Below are 22,099 nucleotides of genomic sequence, written 5' to 3' on the forward strand. Positions count from 1 at the left end.
CGCGCAGAAGTCCACCGCCGCCGCCGCCACCGCCGCCACCACCGTAGTAGTTGCCGCCGCCACAGTCACCGCCGGAACTGCCGCCTCCATGGCCGTCTGCTCTACCGTCGGTGCCGCCTGTATTGGCGCCGCTTCCGCCCTCTCCTCCAAGTGACGCGTCGGAGCCGTTCCCGCCCGCGGTTCCACCTCCGCCTCCGCCGCCGCCTCCCGCCCGGCCGCCATGACCGCACCAGCTGTTGCTGTCGCCGCCTTTTCCACCGCCGCCAGGGGCGATCAACAGATTGGTTCCCCTCGGCGCAGGCCGGAGGCGCCACCGCCCGCACCGCCGTCGGCGCCTTTGGCATCGCCCCCGCCATCTCCGCCGCTCCCGCTGCTCCCGCCCGTCCATACCCCGCCGCCACTGACGATGACCGTCAGGGTTTCGCCGGGCGTGACGGCGATATTTCCGCCAGTGTATCCGCCATAGCCGCCGCTGTTGCCTCCTCTAGCACCCCACGCTTTTACGTTGATCGAGGTGACGCCGGCCGGGACGACGAAGCTGTGCGAACCGGCGCTCGTCCATGAGACGGATGCGCCGGTGCTGACGCTCCAATCCTCGGCGTAGGTGCCGACCGTGACGGTGGCGACATGCGAGGTGCTGAAGGAACCGCTCGTCAGGCGAAGCTGGAGCCGTTGGTTGTTCTGGATCGTCGCCGGGCCGGAGGTCCAATCGGTCACGACAGACGAACAGGTGCCGTTGCTGCAAATGCGAAACTGGGGGCTGCCCTGGCCCGCAATCGAGACGGTGACGTTGCCGTCGATGCCGCTGATCTGGAGGATGTTCGAGGTAAGGAGTGTCGTTAGCGCCTGGTTCGTCAAGTCGGTGAAGTTGAAGGCGTTCGGTGTCGTATCCTGCCAGCCGGCGGCGGTGCCGGAGAGGTTGGCAACGGCGTTGATCGTTCCGTCCGCCACAGTGAGGGTGCTGGCCAAGGCGCCATCCACTGTCGCCTTGGGCCGCACGTCGATGACGCAGGTCTCGTCCTTCGCCAGTGTCTTGCCAGCGCAGTCGTCCCCGACATAGCCACCGCCGCTGTAGAACTCGAAATTGGTGACGTTGGACAGGATCGCTGAGAACAGCGTGGTTTCAATCTCGCCGGTGTTCTGGACGAGGAAGCTGACGACATCGCCATAGGCCGGGGCGCCAGGGCCGGTCACGTTCATGCCGGATTGCGGTGTGGGCGTGATGGTGAGGGCCGCCGGCGCAGCGTCGCGGGTGGTGATGAGCCACGGCCGGACGATGGACCCGAGGGTCAGGGTATAGGTCCGGTCGGTTTCCGGGGTGGGCGCAGCGGTGCCCTTCACCGAGATCATGTCGCCGGCGGCGATCGACGCCGTGGCACCGATCTCGACGCCGTTGACCAGGATGACCGCGCCGCCATCGACGCTCACCGTCCGGTTGCCGTTGAACCCGGCGAAGGAGATTTCGTTGGAGGTATGCTCGCTGCCGAGCACGGCGTTGGTGACCGGGTTAAAGTTGCCCGAGGCGGAGACGACGCCGCCGACCTCTACCCATCCCGTGTCGGTGCAAACCTGCACCGTGCCCATCTCAAAGCGCATGAGGCCGATGGCGGCGGGGGTGCAGGCTTCGTCCGGATGGGACTGCAACTGCCCCGAGCCGCCACCGCCCGCAAGGATCGCCTCCCCGTAGATCGCCGGCCGCACCATGTCGTCGCTGCCAGGCGGCTTGTCGATCAGCGGCACGTCGGGGATATCGTCGTCGTTGGCGTCGAGCCAGGCGTTGCAGGTGGTTTGAAACACCCGATCCGGCCCGCTGCTGATGACGACCAGCACCGGTTGCGTCGGAAGCTCCGTTCCGCCAAGCCGCGCGGCACCGCTGCCGCCGCAGTCGACTACGTCGTCCGCGACCGTCGTGTCGCCGTGATCCCAGACGCAATAGCCGTAGTCGTTCTTCCAGGGATCGGCGACCGCCGCGCCGACCTGAAGCGGGATCAGACCGCCGCCGGCCGGGGTGCCTTGTCCGACATTGGGCGCCCGCCATGGCAGGGGCTCAATGAATCCGTCGCTGTCGCAATCGCCCGTCTGGGATGTGCGTGCCTGGCTGACCAGAAGCTGCGAGGCCGCCATCAGGTCGGTGCTGGCCTCGTTGCGCAGCGTCACCGTGGACATGCTGCGCATCGGCCCCTTGATATTGCTCATCACGGCCGAGCCGAGAAGCCCGACGACTGCGACCGCGCCGAAGAGCATGAAGAAGATGTTGCCGGCGGTTGGGCCTGGCGTGTCGCCGGTCGTCGACGGCGGTAGTGGCCGCTTGGGCCAGCGCAGCCAGACATAGGTGATGCAGGCGCCGAGCAGGATGCTCGATAGAATGATTGCAGACAGGTAAAAGGCTGTTTGCTCGATCAGGGAAAGGCAGGTGTCATCCAATACGCAGTCGTAGAATTTTAAGTGCCCGTCCCGATCCATGAATGCCTACGAATAATGGTTCCTTTTTGCTAGTATTTATTATGACCGATAAATGCTTGCTGGAAAGCTAATTTGTCTTCGGATTTGACGTCCTGTGGATAGTTTATTGCTGCCACCGCCTCCTCCATATCCAGAAGTTGCGCGCATCGGCAATGCGCGAAAAGGAACCATTTCAAGCGGTTCTCCACAGGATTTCAATACGTTAATCGGCCCGGATCTGGAAGCGAATGCCGCTCCGGAGCAGGATAGTACGGATGAAAATCGGCTACGCACGGGTATCTACGGAAGAACAGAACCTGGACCTTCAACGCGAGGCGCTGGAGAGCGCCGGTTGCGCCGAAATATTCGAAGACAAAGTGTCCGGCGCGCGCCGTGTGATCCGAACGGGTTTGGCTGCTGCCGTGGACCGCTGCGGCGAGGGCGATGTCCTGGTTGCCTGGAAGTTGGATCGCCTTGGACGCAGCCTGTTCGACCTTGTCGAGTTGGCCGAGACGCTGACGGCGAAAGGCGCCGGGATGAAGGTGCTGACCGGGCAGGGGGCGAGCATCGATACGACGCGGGCCGAGGGACGCCTGATATTCGGCATATTCGCCGCGCTGGCGGAGTTCGAGCGAGAATTGATCCGCGAACGCACGAAGGCGGGGATGGCGGCAGCCCGTCGGCGCGGTGTCAAGTTCGGGCGGCCGGCGAAGCTTACCGCTCACCAGCTCGCCCACGCGCGCAGCCTCATCGATCGTGGTGAGGAAACCCGGGCCAGCGCCGCTGTGCTGCTTGGCGTCGATGTCTCGACGCTGAGACGGGCGCTTCGAAGGTGATCCGTGTCAGCAGTTGCGGGCTTCTTCCCGCCGCATCGACCGGGTCAATGTCCAGGGCGCGATGCCCAGCTCCTTGGCAACACTGGTGATGGTCACATCGGCCTGTGCCAACCGCCGGTTGGCATAGGCCAACTGATCGGCATCCAGCTTGGGCGGTCGGCCGAGCCTGGCGCCTCGCAGGCGAGCCGCCGCCAGTCCTTCGCGCGTCCGTTGGGCCAGCGTTCGCCGCTCGAACTCCGCAAACGCTGACATGACCGTATAGACCAGCATGCCGGCGGGACTGGTGGTGTCGACTTGGAGGTTGGCGATCTGGAGTTCGACCCCGCGCGAGCGCAGCCTATCAATCTCCGTCAGAGCGTCGATCACCGACCGGAACGCGCGATCCAGATCCCAGACGACCAGAGCGTCGCCCGGTACGAGAAGGGCCAAAACTTCCTCGTAGACGGGCCTCCGCCGGCTGACGGCGGACAGCCGTTCGATATGCAGTTCATCGCAGAGCGGCTCCAGGCCGATGATCTGGCGGTCGGGCCGTTGCTCGATCGTAGAGACTCGCAGATATCCTATTTTCTTCATTAATTCAGCAGCTTGAGACCTTTCCGCGCCACCCGCGGCGCACAACACAATCGACCCTTTCCGTGAGCCTCCAGGCAGACGGGTTTGGCGCATCGTGGGATGGCGCCGAACCGCGGCCAGCCAATAGTTATGCCTATAGTATGCCATGGTTCGTAAACAATATGGAAATTTCAACAATAATGGTCGATTGTGTTGAAGGTATTTGGAGCAAAGAAGTCTTTGAGGTTGGCGGTTTCGGCCATCGTCATGGGTGCCGGACTTGGCATCGATGTGCCGGGCGCTTCGGCGCAGGAAATGACCGCGGGCGTCATCCTGGAGAAGATGTCCGGGGCCGAGAGGGTGGCCTACCTCGCCGGCATCATCGAGGGGCTAGCCTACGCGAGATACGTCAAGGACGATAAGCAGGCCGCCGGTATGGGCTGCATCTACGACTGGTTCTACAAAACGCGCGGCCGTAGCCTCGATATCGAGAAGGCCTTTGGCCGGTACAAGGAGCACTCGCCAGGCGCCATCGTTGCCGCCCTCGTGACGAAGGAGTGCGGCAAGTAGATGGAGCAAACTCGCGCCCCTCATTCCTGGAAAGCCGAATTCGCCCGCCGCGCCGAGTGGCAGCGTGCGGACCGCGAGCGGTTCAACGAGGAGCAGCGGAAAAAGCAGAAGCAGGAACAGGAGAAGGCCCGGATCGAGGAGCAGGCCGACATGATGCTTCTCGGTGCGGTGCTGGCCAGCGAGCCGCAGATCACGGCGTTCAAGGTCCGGCTAGATACCTATGACGCGGCAACCGTCGAGGCGCTTCAGCAGAACGAGCAGCTGCTAGTTCAGGTGCGTGAGCGGATCGATGCGATGCTGTTCGAAGCGCACGTCCTTCCCGATGGCCGCCGGGTGTTCCGGACCCGCGACGGCAAGCAGGTCTTTGACGAGCACGGCCAGGAGATCGAGCCAGAGATCGTCGACCCGCGGCAGATCGATCCTCGCAGGCCGTTCTGGGAAGACTACCGTGACGAGGTGGCGACCGAAGCCCGTCTACGTGCAGAACGGGAGCAGCTCCACCAATATCAGGACCGCTTGGACCAAGCCCGCGAGCAGGTGCGGGAGGGGAGTATCACCGAGCGCGAGCTGGATGACCTTGGTGCCGATCTCGACCAGGCGATGCCTGCCTCCGTCCGCAGGGTCCTAGACCGACAGGCAGGCAAGGAGCCGGCCTCCAAGAGAGACGGTCAGGACCGGCCTGCCGATGGGCAATCGTTGGACCGCCGCGTCGACCAATTTCAGGGGCCTGCGAAAGCGCTCGCGCCAGGCTAGGTGAGGCCCTGCCGCCCCCGTCTCCATGGTGTCCCCGGCCTCTCTTGTCCCCAACATCTTGAAATGTCCGACACGCGATGCCATTGTGTCGCACACGGTCGGACGCGAACATTCTCAACGATAACGCGTCATCCGCATTTCCGGCGAGGGAGGAGAACAAAACGGTACTTTCCCGGTTCGTTCCCGGGGGATCGGAGATGCTGTGAAGAGGAGCCGCCTCCCATCTGCGCCCGCGGTCCATCAGGAATCTCCGCATCGCAGTTTTCGGCACCGGCCGAGCAACATCGTCATCCAGGCCTTTCTCGACCACGTTCGAGCCACCGGCCGCCCCGAAACGTTTGAAGGGCTGTTCTGGGGCAAGATCGAGAAGGACGCCGAATTCGTAAAGCTCAAGCCCTTCGACATTGAACGGGGCCTTCGGCCGCGCGGCGAGATGGTCCCGTGTCCTATGTGTCAGCCCAACAAATTCCTGGAAGGTTCGCTGATCTGGGTCCCATCCCTTCAGGTCATGGCGGTGATCGGGCACTGCTGCGCATCCGCCGAGACCCGTATCCGGGCGCACGAAGAGTACGAGAAAAAGCGCGTTCGAGATGAAGATGAGACGTTCTTGATGGCCGAGCTTCCGCTCGTGCTGAGGCGCCTGGCAGTGGTCAAGCGGGTTCGCCCGATCGCCGTCGAAGCTCGGCGCATCCATGGACAGCTGCGAACCAAAGGCGATCCTATTCATCGCGCGCTGCGAAACATCAAGCAGCAGCAAGGAGGCCGATTGTCGGTAAGCGAGCGCATCCATCACGAACCAGGGTGGGAAGGCCCACGCGGCCTTCGGACGCGGGATGGTGATGTCGATGTTCGCGAAATCGAGTTCGGGAGCATGGAGGGAATGGTCGCGCTGATCGGCGATTATGAGCCGGTACGTGAGCTCGATGAGATTGAGCGCCGCCTCATTCCTCATGCAGGACCGGCGACCGAAGCGGCGGCTTTGGAGTACGCCATCGAACTGGGGGAATCCGGGAGACGCAGCAGGGCGGTTGTCGATCTTCGCGAAGCCGACCGAACCTTTGGCAAGTTTGTGGCCCGCCTCAACGATTTTCGAGCGTTCTTCGGCGCCAGCAATTTTCGGCGGCTCAAGGAATGGGCTGACCATCCTCGGAATCCGCGTCGGCTTCAGGTCCTGCGGAGTGCCCGCGCCGGCATCGTCACCTGCGCACTATGGGGCGACGGCTACTACTTCACCGTCGATATCGACCCCATCTTGGCCACCGAGCTTCCAGAGTGGCCCAGGGAAAACGCCTTTAGCGAGCACGAGATCGAGGGCGCTGTACTCTCATCCGCCAAAGCATCGTGACTGTGTGAGGGAATTCTATGGGAGCGTATTGTACAGCACAGGTTTGCCTAAACGGCCACTGTATCGCTAGCATGGCGGAGGATAGTCCTGGCCTTTTGTCTAAATATTGCGGGCAGTGTGGCGCCGCCACAATTCTCAAATGCCCATCCTGCCAAGCAGGTATCCGTGGCTATTTTTACGTTCCGGGTGTGATCAGTATCAGTGAATACCATCCACCGAGCTTCTGCTTTAGCTGCGGCTCGGCGTTTCCATGGACCGCGAGCCGTCTTCGCGCTGCCGAGGATCTCGTGGATGAGATGGATGAGCTGTCCGATGACGAGAAACGGACCCTGAAGCAATCGGTCGCGGAGATGACCCGAGATACGTCGGCAACGGAACTGGCTAGCGTTCGCTACAAAAAGCTCTTGGGCAAGGCGGGAAAAGGCATCGGGACTGCACTCAATTCCGTCACGGTGTCCGTCATTACCGAGGCCGCCAAGAGGCTGCTGCTATGACCGGCTCAGCAAGCGGTGGCGCTTGCGCCGACCCTAAACGAGACTGACGGCCAGATTCTTTCCGACTGCCGAGGCAGCCTTCACGAGCGTGTCCAGCTGAACGCGGTCGTTCTGCGGGTCGAGCAGGCGGGCGAGCTGGGTCGCGCTGGTCTTCATCCGGCGCGCCATCTCCGACTTCGAGATCTTTTGCGTCGTCATCTCGTGCGCGATCTGGAGCGCGATAGTGCGCTTGATCGCCGTCGCCGTGACCTCGTCGTAGATGCCTTCGTCGCGCAGAAAGCTCTCGAAGCTCTCGCCGATATGCGGGTTCCTATTCATGGCGCTGCACCTCCTTCATGCGGGTTGCTGCCAGTTTCAATTCCTTGTCAGGCGTCTTCTGCGTCTTCTTCACGAAGCCGTGCAGCAGGACCATCCGGCTCCCCACCAGCACGAAGAACACCCGGGCGATCCGGCCCGACGAAATGTTCGAGCGGATCTCGTAGAGCCCCTTGATCCCCTTCATGGGCGCGCATTTGGGCATGCCCACCGGCCAGCAGAACTCCAGGGTCGCGATGTCCTCGCCGATCGCCTTGCGATCCTCCGGCTCCAACTCCATGAGCCATTCCCGAACCGGCCGTCTCCCCGTATCCGTCGTGTAGAATGCTGCCTGTAATGTCTTCCGGGGTACGGTCATCAACGATCCTTACCTTGTAGAATATACCGTATAAGGTTAATTGTCAACGATGACCTATTCCGGCCCGGGCGCCGACGGCTGTCGGCGCCGGGTCCGGCGGAGCGGCGAAGGCTCCATGGTCGGCTCGGGCAGGCTGGTCCCCATGGTCAGGTAGGTCCCGATCTCCCGGTTCAAGCGGCCGGTCTCGACGGTGTGGATGCGACGCGCCTGCCGGATCTCGTGCTGGAGCCGGCGGCGTTCGGCCAGTTGCTGTTCGATCAGCGCCTGCTTCTCGGCGCGGTCGCGCTTGCCGGCGAGGGCGGCTTCCTGCGCGTTCTGCTCCCGAATCTTCTTGCTGCGGCCGGTAACCCAGTCCCACAGGCCGAGCAGCCCCTTGCGCAGGCGGTTGGCGCGCTGGCGGCTTTCGAGGATGGTGCGGGTTTCCTGGACGGCTTTCAGGTCCTGGCGCACGACCCGCTGCCGCTGGACGAGTTGGAGGCGTTTGGCGTCCATCGCCATCTTCCGCTCGGCGAATTCGGCATCCGCTGCCGCGATGTGTGCTCGCAGCTTCGCCGTCATGCGCGACGCCAGGTCCGCCCTGGTCCGCTCGACCGTCGGCAGGTCCTGCGGGTCGCCGAGCCGAGCGGCGATCTCCTTCGGCTTGATGCTGAGCCAGCGGGAGAGGGAATAGACCTCGCCTTTATAGTCGACGGCGACGAAGCCGCGGCGGTCGCCCTGAGCGAGGTAGTAGCCCTTGGCGGCGAGCGCGTTGGCGAAGGCGGCGCGGGAGTCCGAGACCGACCAGCATTCCTGGAGCAGCGCCTTCTGTGCCTTGGGGTCGACCTTGGCGCGGCGCGCCTGCTGCCATTCCTGCCGGGTGAAGTTCAGTGGGTCGCGATTGCGGCTATCGGCCAGGCCCGCAGGCATCCGCCAGCCATGCTCCAGGTAGAGCTGACGGGACAGGTCGTGCAGCTTGCGCTTGAAGTGCGGCAGGTGGACCGCGCGCATGGTTTGTGCGTCGATCCTGGACCAGACGCAGTGCGCATGGCGCCGTCCTTCCTTCTCATGGAAGACGATGGCGCGCGGCTGGCCGGTCAGGCCGAGCCGCTCCTCGATCGTGTCGATGGCCGCCTCGAACGCTTCGACAGGGACATTCTCCGTCTCGGGCGGGTTGAGGCTGAGGGAGAAGAGGAACTGCCGGCACTTCGTGCCACGGCTGACGGCATAGGCTTCGTGGAAGGCGCCGTTCAGGTCGTCGGCGACGAAGCCGCGCAGTTCGTGGACTTCGACATGGTCGTTCTCGTCCATGCGAAGCAGGTGGACGGCAAGCTGCTTGCCGCCCGCGCGCTGGCTGGCCTTGAGGATCATGGGCCGGCGGCCTCGCGAAGACCGAGCGCCCGCATCAGGGCATCACGCATCTGCCGCACGTTCGCGCAGGCGTCGACCAGCTCCTTCTCGGTATCGGGCGTGACGGGCAGGGCGCCGATGTTCGCCGCCTTGGCCAGCTGGTTCAGGTTGCTGGCGAGCCGCGACTGGCCCAACTCGGCCAGCAGGCCGGCGATCGCCAGCTGATCGCGGACGACAAGGCGGCTGCGCGTTGGCCGGCGCTGCTGGCTCTCGCCCAGCAGCCGCTGCCGGACATAGGCGCCGATCGGCACGCGGCCGGCGGCCGCTTCCAGGTGGCGGCGCTCGTCCTCGGTCAGGCGGATGCTGAAGGGACGGGTCTTCTTGCGTCCGTTCCGTGCCTCGTGCTTGTTATGGAATGGCGGCTTGGCGTTGCGGTTGAAGCCGTCGGTCAGGGGCATGGCGGCACCAGGAAATCCGAGGATTTCCGGCGCTCAAGGTAGGTGTTCCAGTCGCCAAGAACGTCGAAAAGCTGGTTCGACGTATCGTTGTCGAGGCCCACCACCGCCTTATCGGGGTGCCGAGACGGCGACGGTACGCTAGAGCCGCCGTCACCCCAGCAGAGGTCACGTCCCCAGGAGAAGGAAGGCGGCCATCTCGACTACCGAGCCGGCCATGATCAGGCGCTGGGCGCGGCCGGCATCGGGTACCGCCAGCGAAGAGCCAAGGATGGCAGCGCCCGCGATCAGCACCACGAAGGCGGCCGGATCCTGAGCACCGGCTGCCCAGGGCAGGAACGATAGGGCGACCGCGAGCACCAGGGCGAAGTTGGCAACTCGGCGGCTGCCGGGGATGCCGAAGCGAATGGGCATGGTGCGCGCGCCGACCGACCGATCTCCGGCGATGTCCTCGATATCCTTGACGATTTCCCTCGCCACGGTAGCAAGGCCGGCGCAGGTGGCGAGCGTCAGCAAAACCCAGTCGACACGGGTGGGGCTCAGGGCCGCGAAGAGCACGGTCGACCCAACCAGATAACCAACGATCATGGCCTTGAGTGGGCCGAGGCCCTTGGAATGCCGGGCATAGACGATCAACAGCCCGCAATTGGCCAGGCAGATCGCCAGACACCATGGGGAAAGGAACGCCGAGCAGATCGCCGCCGCGAGAAGTCCGAGATGGGCGATCACCCGTGCTGGACCGAGTCCGATCAAGCCTGAAGGAATGGGCCGGTCCGCGCGGTTCACCCGGTCTGTCTGGCAGTCGTGGACGTCGTTCAGAGTGTTGCCGCCCGCTGTAGCCAACGCTACAGCCGCTGCCGCCAGGAGCGCGGTCGGAAGGTCGTCATCCGTACCCGCCAGCCGGGCGCCCAAGAGCGTCAGCAGGGCCGACATAGCGACCGCAGGCGCACGGACGAGGCACAAGGTTGCGAATGCCGGGACGATCACCGTCATTGCCTGCTCATCGGAACAGCAGGTCGAAGTAGAAGGCCGGCCGCGTCAGCGCCTTGCGTGGAAACTCGTTGGCGATCATTGCGCAGATCATGTCGCGGACCCGCGGACTGCGTGCCGCCTTGCGGATGGTGAACTCCAGCAGCGGGCGGAAGCGCGCGATGCGCTGCAGGCGCGCACTGACGGCTAGCTCGTCGCCGACCTCAGCCCACAGCGCATCGTCGTATCGTGAAAGACTAGCGGCGCCGGTATCGCATTCCGTCAGTGCCTGCACGGCCATCGCCACCGCCCGCCGGCCGGAGAACATGGCATTGCCGATTCCCTCGCCTGTGAACGGATCGATCAGCCCGGCGGCATCGCCTAGCAGCATGTATCCGTCGCCGGATGCCGGCCGACGACGGCTACCGAGTGGCAGCTGCCAACCGACCGTGCGGCCGACCTGGACGGCTGTAGCCAGACGTGGCGCCAGGAAGGGATCTTGCACCAGACGGTCCAGCGTCTCGACGAGGTTCACCCCGTCCCTCTTCATCGCGCCGCCCAGCATGCCGATCCCCACATTGGCCATGTCGCCGTCTAGGGGAAAGATCCACAGGTAGCCTGGCCGAACCGCATCGACGTAATGAAGTTCGATACGGTCGGAGAGCCCGCTGACGTTCCGGTAGTAGGCGCGTACCCCAGTCGCCGTATGCTCCGGGTCGTGAGCGTACAGACCGGCTCGGCGGGCGACGATCGAGCGGTAGCCATCGGCCCCGAGCACGATGCGCGCGGCCAACTCTTCGATCTGGTTGCTGGCGAGGCTCCGTCCGCGAACCCCGCAGACAGATCCGGTGGCATCGAGCATCAGATCCTCGACCGAGAAGCCCTCGCGGCACTCGACCCCCGATCGAATGGCGGCAGCGAAGAGAAATGCGTCGAAGTCCGCCCGACGGGTGACGAAACCCATTACGCGACTTGGGTCTGCCGCTCGCGACAAGTCGATATCGGCGCCGATGTGGTCTGGACTGCCGAACAGGATGTGACGGACCTCGGCCCCGGGCAGCCGCCGCACACCGTCGACCAAGCCCAGTTCGTCAAGAATCGTGACGGCCTTGCCGCTGATCGCGTCGCCGCAGATCTTGTCCCGGGGAAAGCGGGCCTTCTCCAGCAACAGCGTGCGCAGGCCTGCGCGGGCGGCGTACATCGCGGCGGTGGTGCCGGCCGGCCCCCCGCCGACGATGATGATGTCGTAGGTCATTGGGGGTTCCCATCCGGGGTGCCGCAGCCGGCGACCAAGCCCTCCACGTAAGCTTCGATTGCTGCCGGGTCGATTCCGACCCCGCGGACGATGCGACCGGCCTCGACAAGCAGATGACGAACGCGATCCCGTGCCGCCATCGCGCCCGCCGTGGCGGCGTAGTTGGGTTGTCCTGCCGCGGCGTCCCGGGCGTGGTCAGCGAGATCGTCGATAATCTGGTAGGCGATGCCGAGGCGCATCCCATACTCGGCCAGCGCGTCGGCAGCCCGCACCCCGCCGCCGCCGGCTACGGCGCCCAGTTCACACGCGGTGGCAACGATGCAGCCGCTTTTGCGCCGGTGCAGCGTCTCGATGCGGTGTACATCCAGCCCGACCGCGCGGCCGCTGCGGCGCGTCACCAGGTCTTCGAACTGGCCGGCGCACATGCCATGCTCGCCGATTGTTCGTGCCAGCCGGGCCACGGCGTCCGTCCCGCGGGCATGGTCGCAGGCGCTCGTGATCTCGAAGGCGCGTGCGAGCAGCGCTATCGCTGCCAGAATGGTGGTCGCCTCGCCATGGCGCCGATGCAGCGAGGGCTCGCCCCTCCGTTCACTGGCATCATCCATTGCGGGAAGGTCGTCCAGCGCCAGCGACGCCGAGTGCACCATCTCCACCGCGCAGGCGAGGTCGAGCGCATCCTCATCCTGGCCGCCGACCGCTCGGCAGGAGAGCAGGGTAAGCGTCGCTCGCAGCCGCCTGCCGCCGCGTAGCGTCGCGTCGGCCATCGCCGCGTGCAGGCCAATCCCAGGCTTGGCTCCTAACAGTTCGCGCAACCGGCCATCGACCCGGTGGCGCAGCCAGCCGGCGTCAGCGGTGCGAATTTTCTCGATCACCGGCATCGGTCAGTCCCCTTTTGGCTGCGGCGATCGCCGACAGGGTCGCCAGCGACCGGGCAATCCGCTCGCCTAGCGTCGTGCCAACCAACCGCGTCCCGACCTCCGGCTGGTCGACGACGTCGAATGAGAAATCGAACGGATCCCAGTCGTTGCCGAGGTTGGAGAAGCGAAATCGCAGGTCGTGCACGGTCACCCGCGAACCGTCCACCCGCCAGACAGGAGCACGCAGGAATGCATCCAAGCCCCATGGCAGGGCCGATCGGCGGACGACGGCAACCGCCGGTTCGGTGCTGGCGGATGCGACCGGAGGTAGCGCCAGGATGCGGCCGGCCACCGGTCTGATGGCAAACTGGTCGTAGCCGCCAGGATGGGCCGCGATACCGCGCCAATGCCAGGGCGCTAGAGGCTCCGGAACAAGGCCGACGACCAGGCCGCTGGCGTTTGCTGCCAACATCTCGGCCGCTCGGTCGCGCAGGAGCGCTGCGACCCCGATATGCGACACCGCCAGTAGGACTGCCAATCGTGCCACCAGCATCCGGTGACGATCCGAAGGCCAGAAGGAGAGTCCAAGTCCGCCTGCGAGAATTCCGGTGAAGACCGGGTCGATGACGAAGAGCAATCCCAGGTCGATCCGCGCTTCCGATAGGGGATAGAAGAGCAGCACGCCATAGGCGTTGAGCAGATCGAGCGCGACATGGACGGCCATTCCCGTAGCGGCCAGCAGGAAAGTGGCCACAAAGCCGTCCCGACCGCCGGCGCCGCGCGCGAGCAGGGCGAAGCCGGCTGCCAGTGCAGGCATGACCACGAGGGAATGCGTCAGCGTATGGCGCAGCAGGGCCGCGCGCGTCGGATCCACAACCACCACGACCATGTCGATGTCCGGCAGCAACGACGCTGCGACGAGGACCGCCGCCGGCTCGGCGCGCCCGACCCACGCGGCGCGGGTCCGTGCGACGAGCAGTCCTGCAACGGCATGGGTCGCGAGGTCCATGGCTCTTACCCGACTGCCCCGCGCAGCACGACCAGCGGGTCTGTCCCCGCTGCCCGTCGCGCGGGCAGCAGCGCGCCCAGACCTGCAGTCGCCACGGCGGCGGCGGCGGCGATCGCGTAGTGACCGGCCCAGTCGAAGAGCAGGAAGTGGTTCGACTGGATGATCGGCCCCTGGATTTCGACTGGCACGCGGCCGAGCACAGACACCGCGGCATGGCCCAGAAGGCAGCCTGCTAACGCTCCCAGCAGGCCCAGCACGACGCCCTCGACCAGGAACATCGCAGCGACGAACCGGGCGGGGAAGCCGAGCGACCGCAAGATCGCAATGTCGCGCACCTTCTCCATCGTGATCGTCGACACGATGTTGTAGACGGCCGTCCCCGACATCATGAATAAGCCGCCTAGCGCGGTATAGGTGACGCCGTTCAGGATGCCGAAAAGGTCGAGTACGCTGCCATGCGTCTCCTGCCAGGGTTCGGCACGGAAACCGTGGTCGACCTCCAGCCGGCGGGCGAGGGTGATCGCGCGCGTGTTGTCTGCGAGGCGGACATGGATCTGATTGACTACGTTGGGCCGTTCCTCCAGCGTTTGCGCGCGCGTCAGCAGGACATAGCCCTGGGTCTCGTCCAACTGCGGCACGCCGGTGCGGAAGATGCCGACCACCTTCAGCCCGACCTCGCGCCCCGCTGCTCCCTGAGCCCGGATGGTGTCACGCCCGCCCGCCCCAGCCGCCGCGCCACCCCTTCCCCAGGATCACCCCGTCGGCGGCAGCCGACAGATCCGCCAACGCCCCAACCCGGAGATCGCGGTCGAGGCTGCTCACGTGGCGATGGAGATCGGGCTCGATCCCGAACAAAGTGACCGGCTCGGCGACGGTGCCGTATCGCAGCACGACCGGCGCCCGCATCACCGGTGCGGCGAAGGCGGCCGGCTCGACTGCAAGGTCGGCCATAAGCGCCGCGACGTTCTTGATGCCGCGGGCCGGGGGACGCGGCCGGACGCCGGCGACGACCACGAGGCTGCGGGCGTGGGCCCGTTCCAGCGGCTGCGACGCCGGCACCCTGTACTCGTCCTTGATCACGATGTGTGGCGCCACGTCGATCAGCTTGGCCACGAAGTCGTGCTGAAAACCGCGCAGGAGCGCTGCGATGCCGATGAAGAACGCCGCGCCCAGCGCGATACCGGCGATGGCGGACAGGGTCTGCCGTGGCCTCTCCGCCAGATGCGCCAGCGCGATCTCGATGAACAGCGGCATCGGCACGTCGGGTCCGTCGGATTGGGGAGCGACGATGCCTAGAAGACGAAATCGAAGTTGCTGGCATGCAACTGGCCGGGCAGCACCCCCTCGACCCGCAGGGTGTTGCCCGCTCCCAGGTCGATCACGCTGTTCCCCAGTCCGTCGGCGGTGATCCTGGCCAGCAGCACCGAGAAGCTACTGGCGGCCGTGTAGCCGATGCCGTTGATGTTCGGCTCCAGTTCGATCACCTCGGTTGCGGCATCGAAGTCAATGATCACGTCGCGCCCGTCGCCGGTATAGATCGAGAAGGTATCGATGCCTTCCCCGCCCTGCAGGGTGTCGTTGCCGGGGTCGCCGACCAGAGTGTCGTTTCCCAGGTTGGCGATCAGGAAGTCGTTGCCGCCGGCGCCGTACTCGAAAATGTCCCCGACCAGGAAGTCATTGCCCTGTCCGCCGAACACCGAGTCGTTGCCGAAGCCGCCATATACGGTGTCGTTGCCAATATTGCCGTTGACATGCCAGTCATCCCCGTCCTCGCCATAGACAAGATCGGTGCCTTGGCCACCCCGCACGAAGTCTGTGCCCTGGCCGCCGTGGACGGTATCGTTGCCGAGATTGCCATTGACTTCATCGTTGCCGGCGTCCCCATAGACCAGATCGTTGCCGCCCATGCCGAGTACGATGTCGTCGCCGCCATAACCGCGCAGCGTGTCATCCCCGAGCGCCGAGACAATGGTGTCGTTGCCGGTGAAGAGAAACGACACGCCGTTATCGATGTCGTCATCGCCGACGTCCGTCTCGTTGTCGATGTCGCTCGCATCAAGAAAGGCCAGTACTTCGGGACCGGTCAGGTCGATGCCGGCCATGCTTATCCAGGATGCGCCACCGACCGAGACGAGGACGGCGTCGAGCCGGATATGGTCGATCCCGGCCATCAGGAGGTCGAGATTGTTGGCCGCGAGAGCGTCGATCACGGGTTGAAAAGATCCGATGATCGTGATCGCTCGCCCGTCGGACAGGGTGGCTGCAATTTGCGTGGCCGTCAGCGCGGGCTCACCGGACACTTCGACGCCGTCAAGGTTGATCGCGCCGGCAATGTCGGTCGCGTCCACGGCGTAGTTCTGGATCGTGACTTGGACCATGGATCTCTCCGGTAGCGTTGTGCCTGGCCAAGTCGCAGGGGGCGGCCCGCCCGGACCGGCGAATGCAGCAACACTAGGTCCTCGGAACCACCCGATACATTGAGGCAGATCAATTGATAGGCGAGAACGCGGTCTGTTCAGCTACCAGGAATGCGCCGCATTCTCGGCGGGCTCGCGGAGCGGCCGGACGCGAGCGCCGCTGACCAGCGACACCGGTGGGTCAAGCACTATCTCTTCATCGCCAACCAACCCCTCGAGAACCTCGACCAGATCCCGCCCGCGCAGACCGATCCTGATAGGGCGATAACTGGTCCGCCCAGCCTCGACCACCCAGAGGCCCGTGCCGGCGATCGATGCCCGGGGGACGAGCAGAGCGCGATCTGCCGAGCGCACCACGACGTTGACCTCGACGGTCATCCCAAGTGATAGGGATTCGGCCGGCTCGAGCGTGCCCGGGGCCACGTCGAGGGCGATGCGAATTCTGAACGACCGCTGGTCGGGATCGCCGAAGGGCGTACGCTCGATCACGCGGCCGGCGAAGCTGCGTCCGGGGTGGGCATCGGCACTGACGAGCGCGCGCTGGCCAGGTTCGACCCGGGGGAAGTACTCTTCGTCGATCTGAGCCACGATCAGCTGCGCCCGTGGGCTGCCGATCCAGAAGAGCAGCGTGCCGGGAACGACGACCTCGCCGACCCGGCCCTCACGCCGCAGCGCGCGGCCGCCGATCGGAGCCGTCACCCGGGTCTGGCGCAGTTCCTCCCCGGCCACCACCCTCTGCGCCGCGGCTTGGTCGAACTCGCTGTGCAGCAGTTCGAGTGTCTTGCGGCTCGCCGCCCCCCCGGCGACGAGGGCGCGCTGGCGTTCGCGCTCTGCCTCGAGATAGCGGAGCCGGGCTTCGAGCTCGGCGATCCGGGCGCGCTGCTTCTGGTCGTCGATCTGGGCCAGCAGTTCACCAGCTGCCACGTCTTGCCCTTCCGTTACCAACAGCGAGACGAGACGCCCGCCGGCCTCTGTCCGGACCTTGGCCCAGGCCAGCGGTTCGACCACGCCGGTGGCATAGACACCCTCGGCCAGCGGCCCCCAGCGGGGCGTGGTAGTGCGGAGGACCGGGGGCGCCAGAATCCGCGCCTCGACAATCCAGGCCAGAATCACCAGAGCGGCGATGACGAGGGCAATGGACGGCCGATAGCGTCGCATCCGCAGGCGCAGCCGGCGTGGGGCGCTCAGGCGGCTCGATCGGCGACGATGCGCCCATCGACCAGATGGACCCGCCGATGGGCGCGCTCGGCCAGCCCGAGATCGTGGGTCACGACAATGACTGTCCGTTCCTTTTCACATCGGCGCCGGTCCAGCATGTCGAAGACGATGGCCGCGTTCTTCGTGTCGAGATTGCCAGTCGGTTCGTCGGCCAGGATGTAGTCCGGGTCGTTGGCGAGTGCACGCGCCAGGGCCGCCCGCTGACGCTGGCCACCCGACAGCTGGTCGGGACGTTTAGCCGCCTCGCCATCGAGTTGCAGCGCGGCCAGGATCGCGCCGGCTCGGTCCCTCATTCGGTCCAGCGGCTGCCCACCCTTCCGGCGCATCGGGATCAGAAGATTGTCGAGAACCGTGAACTCGGGCAGCAAGAAATGGAACTGGAAGACGAACCCGATATGGCTCAGCCTCAGTGCTGCCATGGTCGCCTCGTCCATTGCGCTGGTGTCTTGGCCGTGGAATTCGATCGAACCCGTGGTCGGCAGGTCGAGCAGGCCCAGCAGATAGAGCAACGACGATTTGCCGGACCCCGACGGTCCGGTGATCGCGACGAACTCACTCTTGCCGATGGTTAGATCGATGTTGCGAACGAGAGCCACGGGGACTGCACCGGGCAGGATGCGGCTTACGCCGCGGGCCACGATGCCAGCATCTTTGGCGCCGGGGTGAGCATCACGGTCGGCCAGCCTGTATGGGCCCGCCCCCGCTGCGGGATTTGCCGGGACCAATCTTCCTCCATCTCTGCGCACCGACCGGGTGTCTTGCCGGCACGAGTAAAGGCGCATGCCAGACAGCGCGCGTTGATGTACGTCAACCGGACCAGCCTGACGTTCGATCTGGCGTCGCAAACCGCATGCTTCGCATTGCCCCATTTCTTGCTAGGATTCGGTGATTGGCGCGCCTCTGACCGGCGCGCTGTTGGGAGGCGGCGATGGCGCAACGGGCGGGGACGAGCGTGCGCGGCTATACCGGAGCGGCCCGCGGCGCCCACTGGCTGACGGCTTTGCTGCTCGCCGTCTCGATTCCGCTCGGCTTGGTGATGACGCGGATCGAGGGCGACCTGAAGTTCACCCTTTATCACTGGCACGAGTGGATCGGCTTTACCGTGTGGTGGATCGCGGTCTTCCGTGTCGCCTGGCGCATCGGCCACAGGCCGCCGCCCCATGTGCCGACCTTGCCGGCCTGGCAGCGGGCGGTGGCGGAATCGGTGCATGGGCTGCTCTACATGGCCCTGCTGGCGATGCCGATCGTCGGCTGGATCGGCAACTCGGCCTTCGGCTTTCCCCTGGAGCCGTTCGGCCTGTTTCGCCTGCCCGACCTGGTGGCCAAGGACGAGGCGCTGGGCCGTCGCCTGCTCGACCTGCATGGCTGGGCCGGCTGGGCGGTGATCGGGCTGCTGGCGATGCATGTGGGAGCCGCCCTGCAGCACCACTTCATCGTCGGCGACGCTACCCTGCGCCGCATGCTGCCACGCCGACTGGGCGGGCTGCCGCCGGGCTGATCGGCTGGCCGTCAGATCATCCGCAGCAGCAGGCTGAGCAGCCACAGGCCGAGCGAGATTCCGGCCGCCCATCGCGCATGCCAATAGTAGCGCTCGCGGAGAGTAGCGCCGATCACCGCCTGCGCGCTGGCCTCCGGCAGGCCGTGGTCGCGGTCGAGCAGCAGCCAGAGCTCGGTCGTGCGATAGCGGCGGCGGGGCGCCTGGAAGCCCTTCAGAGCCAGGATGGTCCCCATCAGGGCCAGCATGATCGCTCCACCATAGGCGGCCAGGGCGATGTCATGCCCGACGCCGACCATGGCGGTTGAAACCGCCAACAGCCCGAATCCACATCCCCGGCGAATCGAGATATCGGCGCATTGGCGAATTCGGTCCTGCATGCCTCCTCTCGGGAGCCACGGGGCATCGCGGGTTACCAAGCGTAGGGGCGGTAGCCCCGGCTGTAAATCGGCACTGCGGCCGGATCAGCCGCCCGCTGCGCCAATCGCCCGGGCAAGCGCCGCGCGCGGGATGGGCTGCCCCGCGGCGATGGCGATCAGTCGGCCCGGGCCATCGGTATCGGGCAGGGGTGTCACCGACCAGCGTCGCCCGACGACCTGGATCAGGCGCCGGCCGCCGGAGCGATCGGTGACCATGCCCTTGGCCCGCGCCAGGCCCAGTTCCGGCGCGGCGAGGGCGGCAGCCAGGCGATCGGCGTCGACGGGGCCATGCAACTCGGTCTGCCAGCGGTCCCATGCCGACGGGTCGTGGGGCTGCGGCGGTGCCAGCACCAGCCGGGCGGCACCGGCGGCCTGGGGACCGAGGACGATATCGACCGGCAGGGCCGATTGCCGGACCGGGATGATCGGTGTCGCGGGCGCAAGCAGGCCTGCCACCCAGGCGCTGGTCGCGGCCAGCGTGTTGTCGGCCACGAGGTCCGCCTTGTTCAGCACCAGCAGGTCGGCGGCGGCAAGCTGGCGGGCGATCGTGTCGCCCATGTAGCGGTCTGCGGCATGGCTGCGCACCGTCTCGGCGTCGGCCAGCACGATCACCGCATCCAGCCGGAACGACGACAGGAGCTGGATTGCCGCTGCCACCGCCCCCGGCAGGGCGACGCCGCTGCATTCGATCAGGACATGCTCGGGCCGTGGCGACAGGGCCAGCAGGTCATCGAGCGCACCCATCATGTCGCTGCCATAGGCGCAGCAGACACAGCCGCCGGCGATGCCGATGACGCCGGCGCCGCGCTGCTCGATCAGGTCGACATCGATCGGCAGCTCGCCGAAATCATTCACCAGGATGGCCAGCCGCCGGCCATCGGCGTGGCGGAGCAGGTGGTTGACCAGCGTCGTCTTGCCGGCACCCAGATAGCCGCCGACGATCGTGACCGGCAGCGGCCCCGCCATCACCGGCCCGCCATCAGATGTCGGCGGCGCAGAAGACCCGGCCGCCCTGCACCGTGCCCCACACGCGCACGTCCTTCAGCGCCGCGGGCGGGATCGTGGTCGGGTCGTCCTCCAGCACGGCGAAGTCGGCCTGCTTGCCGCAGGTGATGGAGCCGAGCTCGCCATCCAGCTTGAGGGTGTAGGCAGCGCCGATGGTGATGGCATGCAGCGCATCGGCCACGCCGATCCGCTCGGCCGCCCCCAGCACGCGGCCGCTGGCGGTCAGGCGGTTGACGGCGGCCCAGGCGGTGAAGAGCGGCCCCAGCGGCGTCACCGGCGCGTCCGAATGCATCGCCATCGGCAGGCCCGCGGCCAGCGCCGAGGCGCACGCGTTCATCCGCATCGCCCGCTCCGGCCCCAGCGTCGATTCATAGTGCTGGTCGCCCCAGTAGAAGTGATGGTTGGGGAACAGGTTGACGCACATGCCGAGCGCCTTCATGCGGCGGAACTGGGCGGCGTCGCCGAGCTGGCAATGCTGCAGGGTGAAGCGGTGGTCGCGTGCCGGCCGGCGGCCCAGCGCCTGCTCCAGGCAGTCCATCGCCAGCTCGGTCGCCTCGTCGCCATTGGTATGGGTATGGACGAGGACGCCGGCGGCCAGCGCCTGCTCGTAGGCCTCGGTCAGCTGCTCGGGCGTGATGTACCACAGGCCGTTCGGCTGCCCGCGATAGTAGCCGGGCCACTTCAGCCGGGCCGAGAAGCCCTGGATGGAGCCATCGGCGAAGAGCTTCACCCCGCCCAGGCGCAGCCGGTCGCTGCTGCGCGCCTTCAACTCCACCGCGCGCGCGACCAAGTCGGCCATGGTGAGGCCGTAGTTGCGCCGGAACGGCACGATGCGGGCGGGAAAGCCGGCCTCGCCCGTCACCCGCAGCATCATGTCGATCGCGGCATCGGGCAGCAGGCCGGCCAGGTCGGTGGCGGTCGTCACGCCGCGGCGCACGCAGATGCGCGCGAACTGGCGCAGGCCGTGCTCGTCGCCCGCCTGTTTTTCGCGGTCGAACCCGACATGCCGGCCGGCCGGCATCATCGCGTCCGGCCCCTTCAACTCGCCGGTCGGCAGTCCGTCCGTGCCCAGGGGCACGCCCGGATGGTTGACGCCGGGCCGCAGCAGGCCGGCCAGTTCCAGCGCGCGGGTGTTGACGCTGAGGATGTGCCCGCTCGCATGCATGATGCCGATGGGCCGCGTCGTGGACACCCGGTCGAGCTCGGCGCGGCCGATGCGGTTGTCGCCGAAATAGATCGGGTCCAGCGCCCAGCCCGACAGCGCCACGGCCGGATCGGCGATCCGCGCCTCGGCCTCGGCCAGCCGGCCGATGACGGCGTCAATCGTGCGCAGGCCCGCCCAGACCTTGCCGTCCGGGTCCATGCGGTCGAAGAAGCCGCAATAGGTCGCCTTCCAGAAGGCGCCTTCGGAAACGTGGCTGTGCCCCTCCACCAGGCCCGGCATCAGGATCTTGTCGGCGAAGGTGCGGTCGAGCGCGTGGTCGCCCCATCCGGCCAGCTCGTCGCGCGTGCCCGCACCCAGCACCCGACCGTCGCGGACGGCCACGTGGGTGGCCTCCGGTTGGGCCGGGTTCATGGTCAGGATCCGGCGTGCCTCGTAGATCTTGAACAACGCCGTCTCCCGCCGATCCTGTCCCGAAGAAGCCCAGCCTAAGCGGCACGCAGCCGCTGGGCCAAGCAACTTTGCCGATCAACCGGCGATGTTCGGCAATGCCGGCAGCGTCAGGACAAGGGCGACGGCAAGCCAGGTCCACATCGGCCCCGTCGCCTCGGGATCGGCGCGCCGCACGCGCTCGTGGAGCGCGGCCGGTACGCCGGCGAAGAACAGGGTGGCGCTGGCGACGAGAATGGAACTGAAGAACAGCACCCAGCTGGGGTTGCGCGGGAACATCTCCGGCATCAGCACGGCGGTGATGGGCACGGCGATGTTCAGGTAGGGCGAGAATATGCCGTTCACGACGGCAATGCCGATGACCAGGGTGAATAGCATGTGGCGGTCGAATATCATC

At 66.2% G+C, this 22,099-nt stretch carries 25 protein-coding genes; 6 read left to right on the forward strand and 19 right to left on the reverse strand.

Translation table 11 applies throughout. The features are described 5' to 3' along the window. Positions 1–273: 273 nt before the first annotated feature. Positions 274–2,463: a type II secretion system protein gene (locus STVA_RS01610; protein WP_142235611.1), complete on the reverse strand. Its 2,190-nt coding sequence runs from the start codon at positions 2,461–2,463 to the stop codon at positions 274–276. Positions 2,464–2,717: 254 nt separating this feature from the next. Between STVA_RS01610 and STVA_RS01615 the strand changes: the two genes are divergently transcribed. Further along, positions 2,718–3,278, forward strand: a complete 561-nt coding sequence (locus STVA_RS01615) for a recombinase family protein (protein ID WP_123695621.1) — start codon at positions 2,718–2,720, stop codon at positions 3,276–3,278. A gap of 6 nt (positions 3,279–3,284) precedes the next feature. Here STVA_RS01615 and STVA_RS01620 read toward each other — a convergent pair whose 3' ends face one another. Continuing rightward, positions 3,285–3,851, reverse strand: a complete 567-nt coding sequence (locus STVA_RS01620; protein WP_170216746.1) for a recombinase family protein — start codon at positions 3,849–3,851, stop codon at positions 3,285–3,287. A gap of 225 nt (positions 3,852–4,076) precedes the next feature. Here STVA_RS01620 and STVA_RS01625 point away from each other — a divergent pair, with 225 nt between their 5' ends. The 4 genes from STVA_RS01625 (at position 4,077) to STVA_RS01640 (ending at position 6,992) form a co-directional block, all read left to right on the forward strand. Further along, on the forward strand, positions 4,077–4,400 hold the full coding sequence (locus STVA_RS01625; RefSeq protein ID WP_142235612.1) for a hypothetical protein: 324 nt from the start codon (positions 4,077–4,079) through the stop codon (positions 4,398–4,400). Next, a complete protein-coding gene (locus tag STVA_RS01630) occupies positions 4,401–5,153 on the forward strand; it encodes a hypothetical protein (RefSeq protein ID WP_123695435.1) in 753 nt (250 codons plus the stop codon). It begins immediately after the preceding gene. A 202-nt stretch (positions 5,154–5,355) separates the two neighbouring features. After that, a complete protein-coding gene (locus STVA_RS01635) occupies positions 5,356–6,498 on the forward strand; it encodes a hypothetical protein (protein ID WP_123695437.1) in 1,143 nt (380 codons plus the stop codon). A gap of 71 nt (positions 6,499–6,569) precedes the next feature. After that, on the forward strand, positions 6,570–6,992 hold the full coding sequence (locus tag STVA_RS01640) for a DUF2321 domain-containing protein (protein WP_245978594.1): 423 nt from the start codon (positions 6,570–6,572) through the stop codon (positions 6,990–6,992). Between the two features lie 33 nt (positions 6,993–7,025). Here the strand turns inward: STVA_RS01640 and STVA_RS01645 are convergent, their stop codons facing one another. From STVA_RS01645 to STVA_RS01705, 13 genes are all read right to left on the reverse strand, one after another. After that, positions 7,026–7,310 (reverse strand): helix-turn-helix domain-containing protein, encoded by a 285-nt coding sequence (locus STVA_RS01645; RefSeq protein WP_123695441.1) that lies wholly within the window; start codon positions 7,308–7,310, stop codon positions 7,026–7,028. Next, positions 7,303–7,587, reverse strand: coding sequence for a type II toxin-antitoxin system RelE/ParE family toxin (locus STVA_RS01650; RefSeq protein ID WP_245978595.1), 285 nt, complete (start codon positions 7,585–7,587; stop codon positions 7,303–7,305). The genes STVA_RS01645 and STVA_RS01650 overlap by 8 nt, the downstream gene beginning before the upstream one ends. Positions 7,588–7,719: 132 nt before the next feature. Then, positions 7,720–9,012: a relaxase/mobilization nuclease domain-containing protein gene (locus tag STVA_RS01655; RefSeq protein ID WP_123695445.1), complete on the reverse strand. Its 1,293-nt coding sequence runs from the start codon at positions 9,010–9,012 to the stop codon at positions 7,720–7,722. Beyond that, positions 9,009–9,449 carry a plasmid mobilization protein gene (locus STVA_RS01660; RefSeq protein WP_245978596.1) on the reverse strand — a complete coding sequence of 147 codons (441 nt, stop codon included), beginning with the start codon at positions 9,447–9,449 and terminating at the stop codon, positions 9,009–9,011. The genes STVA_RS01655 and STVA_RS01660 overlap by 4 nt, the downstream gene beginning before the upstream one ends. 165 nt (positions 9,450–9,614) lie before the next feature. After that, positions 9,615–10,439 (reverse strand): UbiA family prenyltransferase, encoded by an 825-nt coding sequence (locus STVA_RS01665; protein ID WP_123695447.1) that lies wholly within the window; start codon positions 10,437–10,439, stop codon positions 9,615–9,617. Positions 10,440–10,446: 7 nt separating this feature from the next. Next, entirely contained in the window at positions 10,447–11,670 is a 1,224-nt protein-coding gene (locus STVA_RS01670) for an NAD(P)/FAD-dependent oxidoreductase (RefSeq protein WP_123695449.1), read from the reverse strand. Beyond that, positions 11,667–12,548 carry a polyprenyl synthetase family protein gene (locus STVA_RS01675; RefSeq protein WP_123695451.1) on the reverse strand — a complete coding sequence of 294 codons (882 nt, stop codon included), beginning with the start codon at positions 12,546–12,548 and terminating at the stop codon, positions 11,667–11,669. The genes STVA_RS01670 and STVA_RS01675 overlap by 4 nt, the downstream gene beginning before the upstream one ends. Then, positions 12,517–13,536: a metal-dependent hydrolase gene (locus tag STVA_RS01680; protein ID WP_123695453.1), complete on the reverse strand. Its 1,020-nt coding sequence runs from the start codon at positions 13,534–13,536 to the stop codon at positions 12,517–12,519. Before STVA_RS01680 ends, STVA_RS01675 begins: the two co-directional genes overlap by 32 nt. A gap of 5 nt (positions 13,537–13,541) precedes the next feature. Further along, positions 13,542–14,198 carry an ABC transporter permease gene (locus STVA_RS01685; RefSeq protein WP_142235613.1) on the reverse strand — a complete coding sequence of 219 codons (657 nt, stop codon included), beginning with the start codon at positions 14,196–14,198 and terminating at the stop codon, positions 13,542–13,544. Positions 14,199–14,244: 46 nt separating this feature from the next. Then, entirely contained in the window at positions 14,245–14,790 is a 546-nt protein-coding gene (locus tag STVA_RS01690) for an ABC transporter permease (RefSeq protein ID WP_142235614.1), read from the reverse strand. Between the two features lie 38 nt (positions 14,791–14,828). Further along, positions 14,829–15,914, reverse strand: coding sequence for a calcium-binding protein (locus tag STVA_RS01695; RefSeq protein ID WP_123695457.1), 1,086 nt, complete (start codon positions 15,912–15,914; stop codon positions 14,829–14,831). A 141-nt stretch (positions 15,915–16,055) separates the two neighbouring features. After that, positions 16,056–17,111: an efflux RND transporter periplasmic adaptor subunit gene (locus tag STVA_RS01700; RefSeq protein ID WP_123695459.1), complete on the reverse strand. Its 1,056-nt coding sequence runs from the start codon at positions 17,109–17,111 to the stop codon at positions 16,056–16,058. Positions 17,112–17,137: 26 nt separating this feature from the next. Then, on the reverse strand, positions 17,138–17,809 hold the full coding sequence (locus STVA_RS01705) for an ABC transporter ATP-binding protein (protein ID WP_245978598.1): 672 nt from the start codon (positions 17,807–17,809) through the stop codon (positions 17,138–17,140). Between the two features lie 290 nt (positions 17,810–18,099). Here STVA_RS01705 and STVA_RS01710 point away from each other — a divergent pair, with 290 nt between their 5' ends. Further along, entirely contained in the window at positions 18,100–18,669 is a 570-nt protein-coding gene (locus STVA_RS01710; RefSeq protein ID WP_123695462.1) for a cytochrome b, read from the forward strand. A gap of 11 nt (positions 18,670–18,680) precedes the next feature. Here STVA_RS01710 and STVA_RS01715 read toward each other — a convergent pair whose 3' ends face one another. From STVA_RS01715 to STVA_RS01730, 4 genes are all read right to left on the reverse strand, one after another. Then, positions 18,681–18,983, reverse strand: a complete 303-nt coding sequence (locus STVA_RS01715) for a hypothetical protein (RefSeq protein ID WP_142235615.1) — start codon at positions 18,981–18,983, stop codon at positions 18,681–18,683. 147 nt (positions 18,984–19,130) lie between these two features. Next, positions 19,131–20,051, reverse strand: coding sequence for a CobW family GTP-binding protein (locus STVA_RS01720; protein WP_123695466.1), 921 nt, complete (start codon positions 20,049–20,051; stop codon positions 19,131–19,133). A 13-nt stretch (positions 20,052–20,064) separates the two neighbouring features. After that, positions 20,065–21,702: an amidohydrolase gene (locus STVA_RS01725; protein WP_197735766.1), complete on the reverse strand. Its 1,638-nt coding sequence runs from the start codon at positions 21,700–21,702 to the stop codon at positions 20,065–20,067. 78 nt (positions 21,703–21,780) lie between these two features. Continuing rightward, positions 21,781–22,098: a hypothetical protein gene (locus STVA_RS01730; protein ID WP_123695468.1), complete on the reverse strand. Its 318-nt coding sequence runs from the start codon at positions 22,096–22,098 to the stop codon at positions 21,781–21,783. Between the last annotated feature and the right edge of the window lies 1 nt (position 22,099).

Source organism: Stella humosa (assembly GCF_006738645.1).
In the GTDB taxonomy this organism is placed as follows: domain Bacteria; phylum Pseudomonadota; class Alphaproteobacteria; order ATCC43930; family Allostellaceae; genus Allostella; species Allostella humosa.

Excerpts from the sequence above, each read along its gene's own strand:
- STVA_RS01665 (WP_123695447.1), bottom strand. The coding sequence starts at position 10,439 with ATGACGGTGATCGTCCCGGCATTCGCAACCTTGTGCCTCGTCCGTGCG.
- STVA_RS01640 (WP_245978594.1), top strand. The coding sequence starts at position 6,570 with ATGGCGGAGGATAGTCCTGGCCTTTTGTCTAAATATTGCGGGCAGTGT.
- STVA_RS01680 (WP_123695453.1), bottom strand. The coding sequence starts at position 13,536 with ATGGACCTCGCGACCCATGCCGTTGCAGGACTGCTCGTCGCACGGACC.
- STVA_RS01710 (WP_123695462.1), top strand. The coding sequence starts at position 18,100 with ATGGCGCAACGGGCGGGGACGAGCGTGCGCGGCTATACCGGAGCGGCC.
- STVA_RS01610 (WP_142235611.1), bottom strand. The coding sequence starts at position 2,463 with ATGGATCGGGACGGGCACTTAAAATTCTACGACTGCGTATTGGATGAC.
- STVA_RS01675 (WP_123695451.1), bottom strand. The coding sequence starts at position 12,548 with ATGCCGGTGATCGAGAAAATTCGCACCGCTGACGCCGGCTGGCTGCGC.
- STVA_RS01650 (WP_245978595.1), bottom strand. The coding sequence starts at position 7,587 with ATGGAGTTGGAGCCGGAGGATCGCAAGGCGATCGGCGAGGACATCGCG.
- STVA_RS01695 (WP_123695457.1), bottom strand. The coding sequence starts at position 15,914 with ATGGTCCAAGTCACGATCCAGAACTACGCCGTGGACGCGACCGACATT.
- STVA_RS01690 (WP_142235614.1), bottom strand. The coding sequence starts at position 14,790 with ATGCCGCTGTTCATCGAGATCGCGCTGGCGCATCTGGCGGAGAGGCCA.
- STVA_RS01645 (WP_123695441.1), bottom strand. The coding sequence starts at position 7,310 with ATGAATAGGAACCCGCATATCGGCGAGAGCTTCGAGAGCTTTCTGCGC.
- STVA_RS01620 (WP_170216746.1), bottom strand. The coding sequence starts at position 3,851 with ATGAAGAAAATAGGATATCTGCGAGTCTCTACGATCGAGCAACGGCCC.
- STVA_RS01660 (WP_245978596.1), bottom strand. The coding sequence starts at position 9,449 with ATGCCCCTGACCGACGGCTTCAACCGCAACGCCAAGCCGCCATTCCAT.
- STVA_RS01670 (WP_123695449.1), bottom strand. The coding sequence starts at position 11,670 with ATGACCTACGACATCATCATCGTCGGCGGGGGGCCGGCCGGCACCACC.
- STVA_RS01720 (WP_123695466.1), bottom strand. The coding sequence starts at position 20,051 with ATGGCGGGGCCGCTGCCGGTCACGATCGTCGGCGGCTATCTGGGTGCC.
- STVA_RS01615 (WP_123695621.1), top strand. The coding sequence starts at position 2,718 with ATGAAAATCGGCTACGCACGGGTATCTACGGAAGAACAGAACCTGGAC.
- STVA_RS01730 (WP_123695468.1), bottom strand. The coding sequence starts at position 22,098 with ATGATATTCGACCGCCACATGCTATTCACCCTGGTCATCGGCATTGCC.
- STVA_RS01700 (WP_123695459.1), bottom strand. The coding sequence starts at position 17,111 with ATGCGACGCTATCGGCCGTCCATTGCCCTCGTCATCGCCGCTCTGGTG.
- STVA_RS01630 (WP_123695435.1), top strand. The coding sequence starts at position 4,401 with ATGGAGCAAACTCGCGCCCCTCATTCCTGGAAAGCCGAATTCGCCCGC.
- STVA_RS01655 (WP_123695445.1), bottom strand. The coding sequence starts at position 9,012 with ATGATCCTCAAGGCCAGCCAGCGCGCGGGCGGCAAGCAGCTTGCCGTC.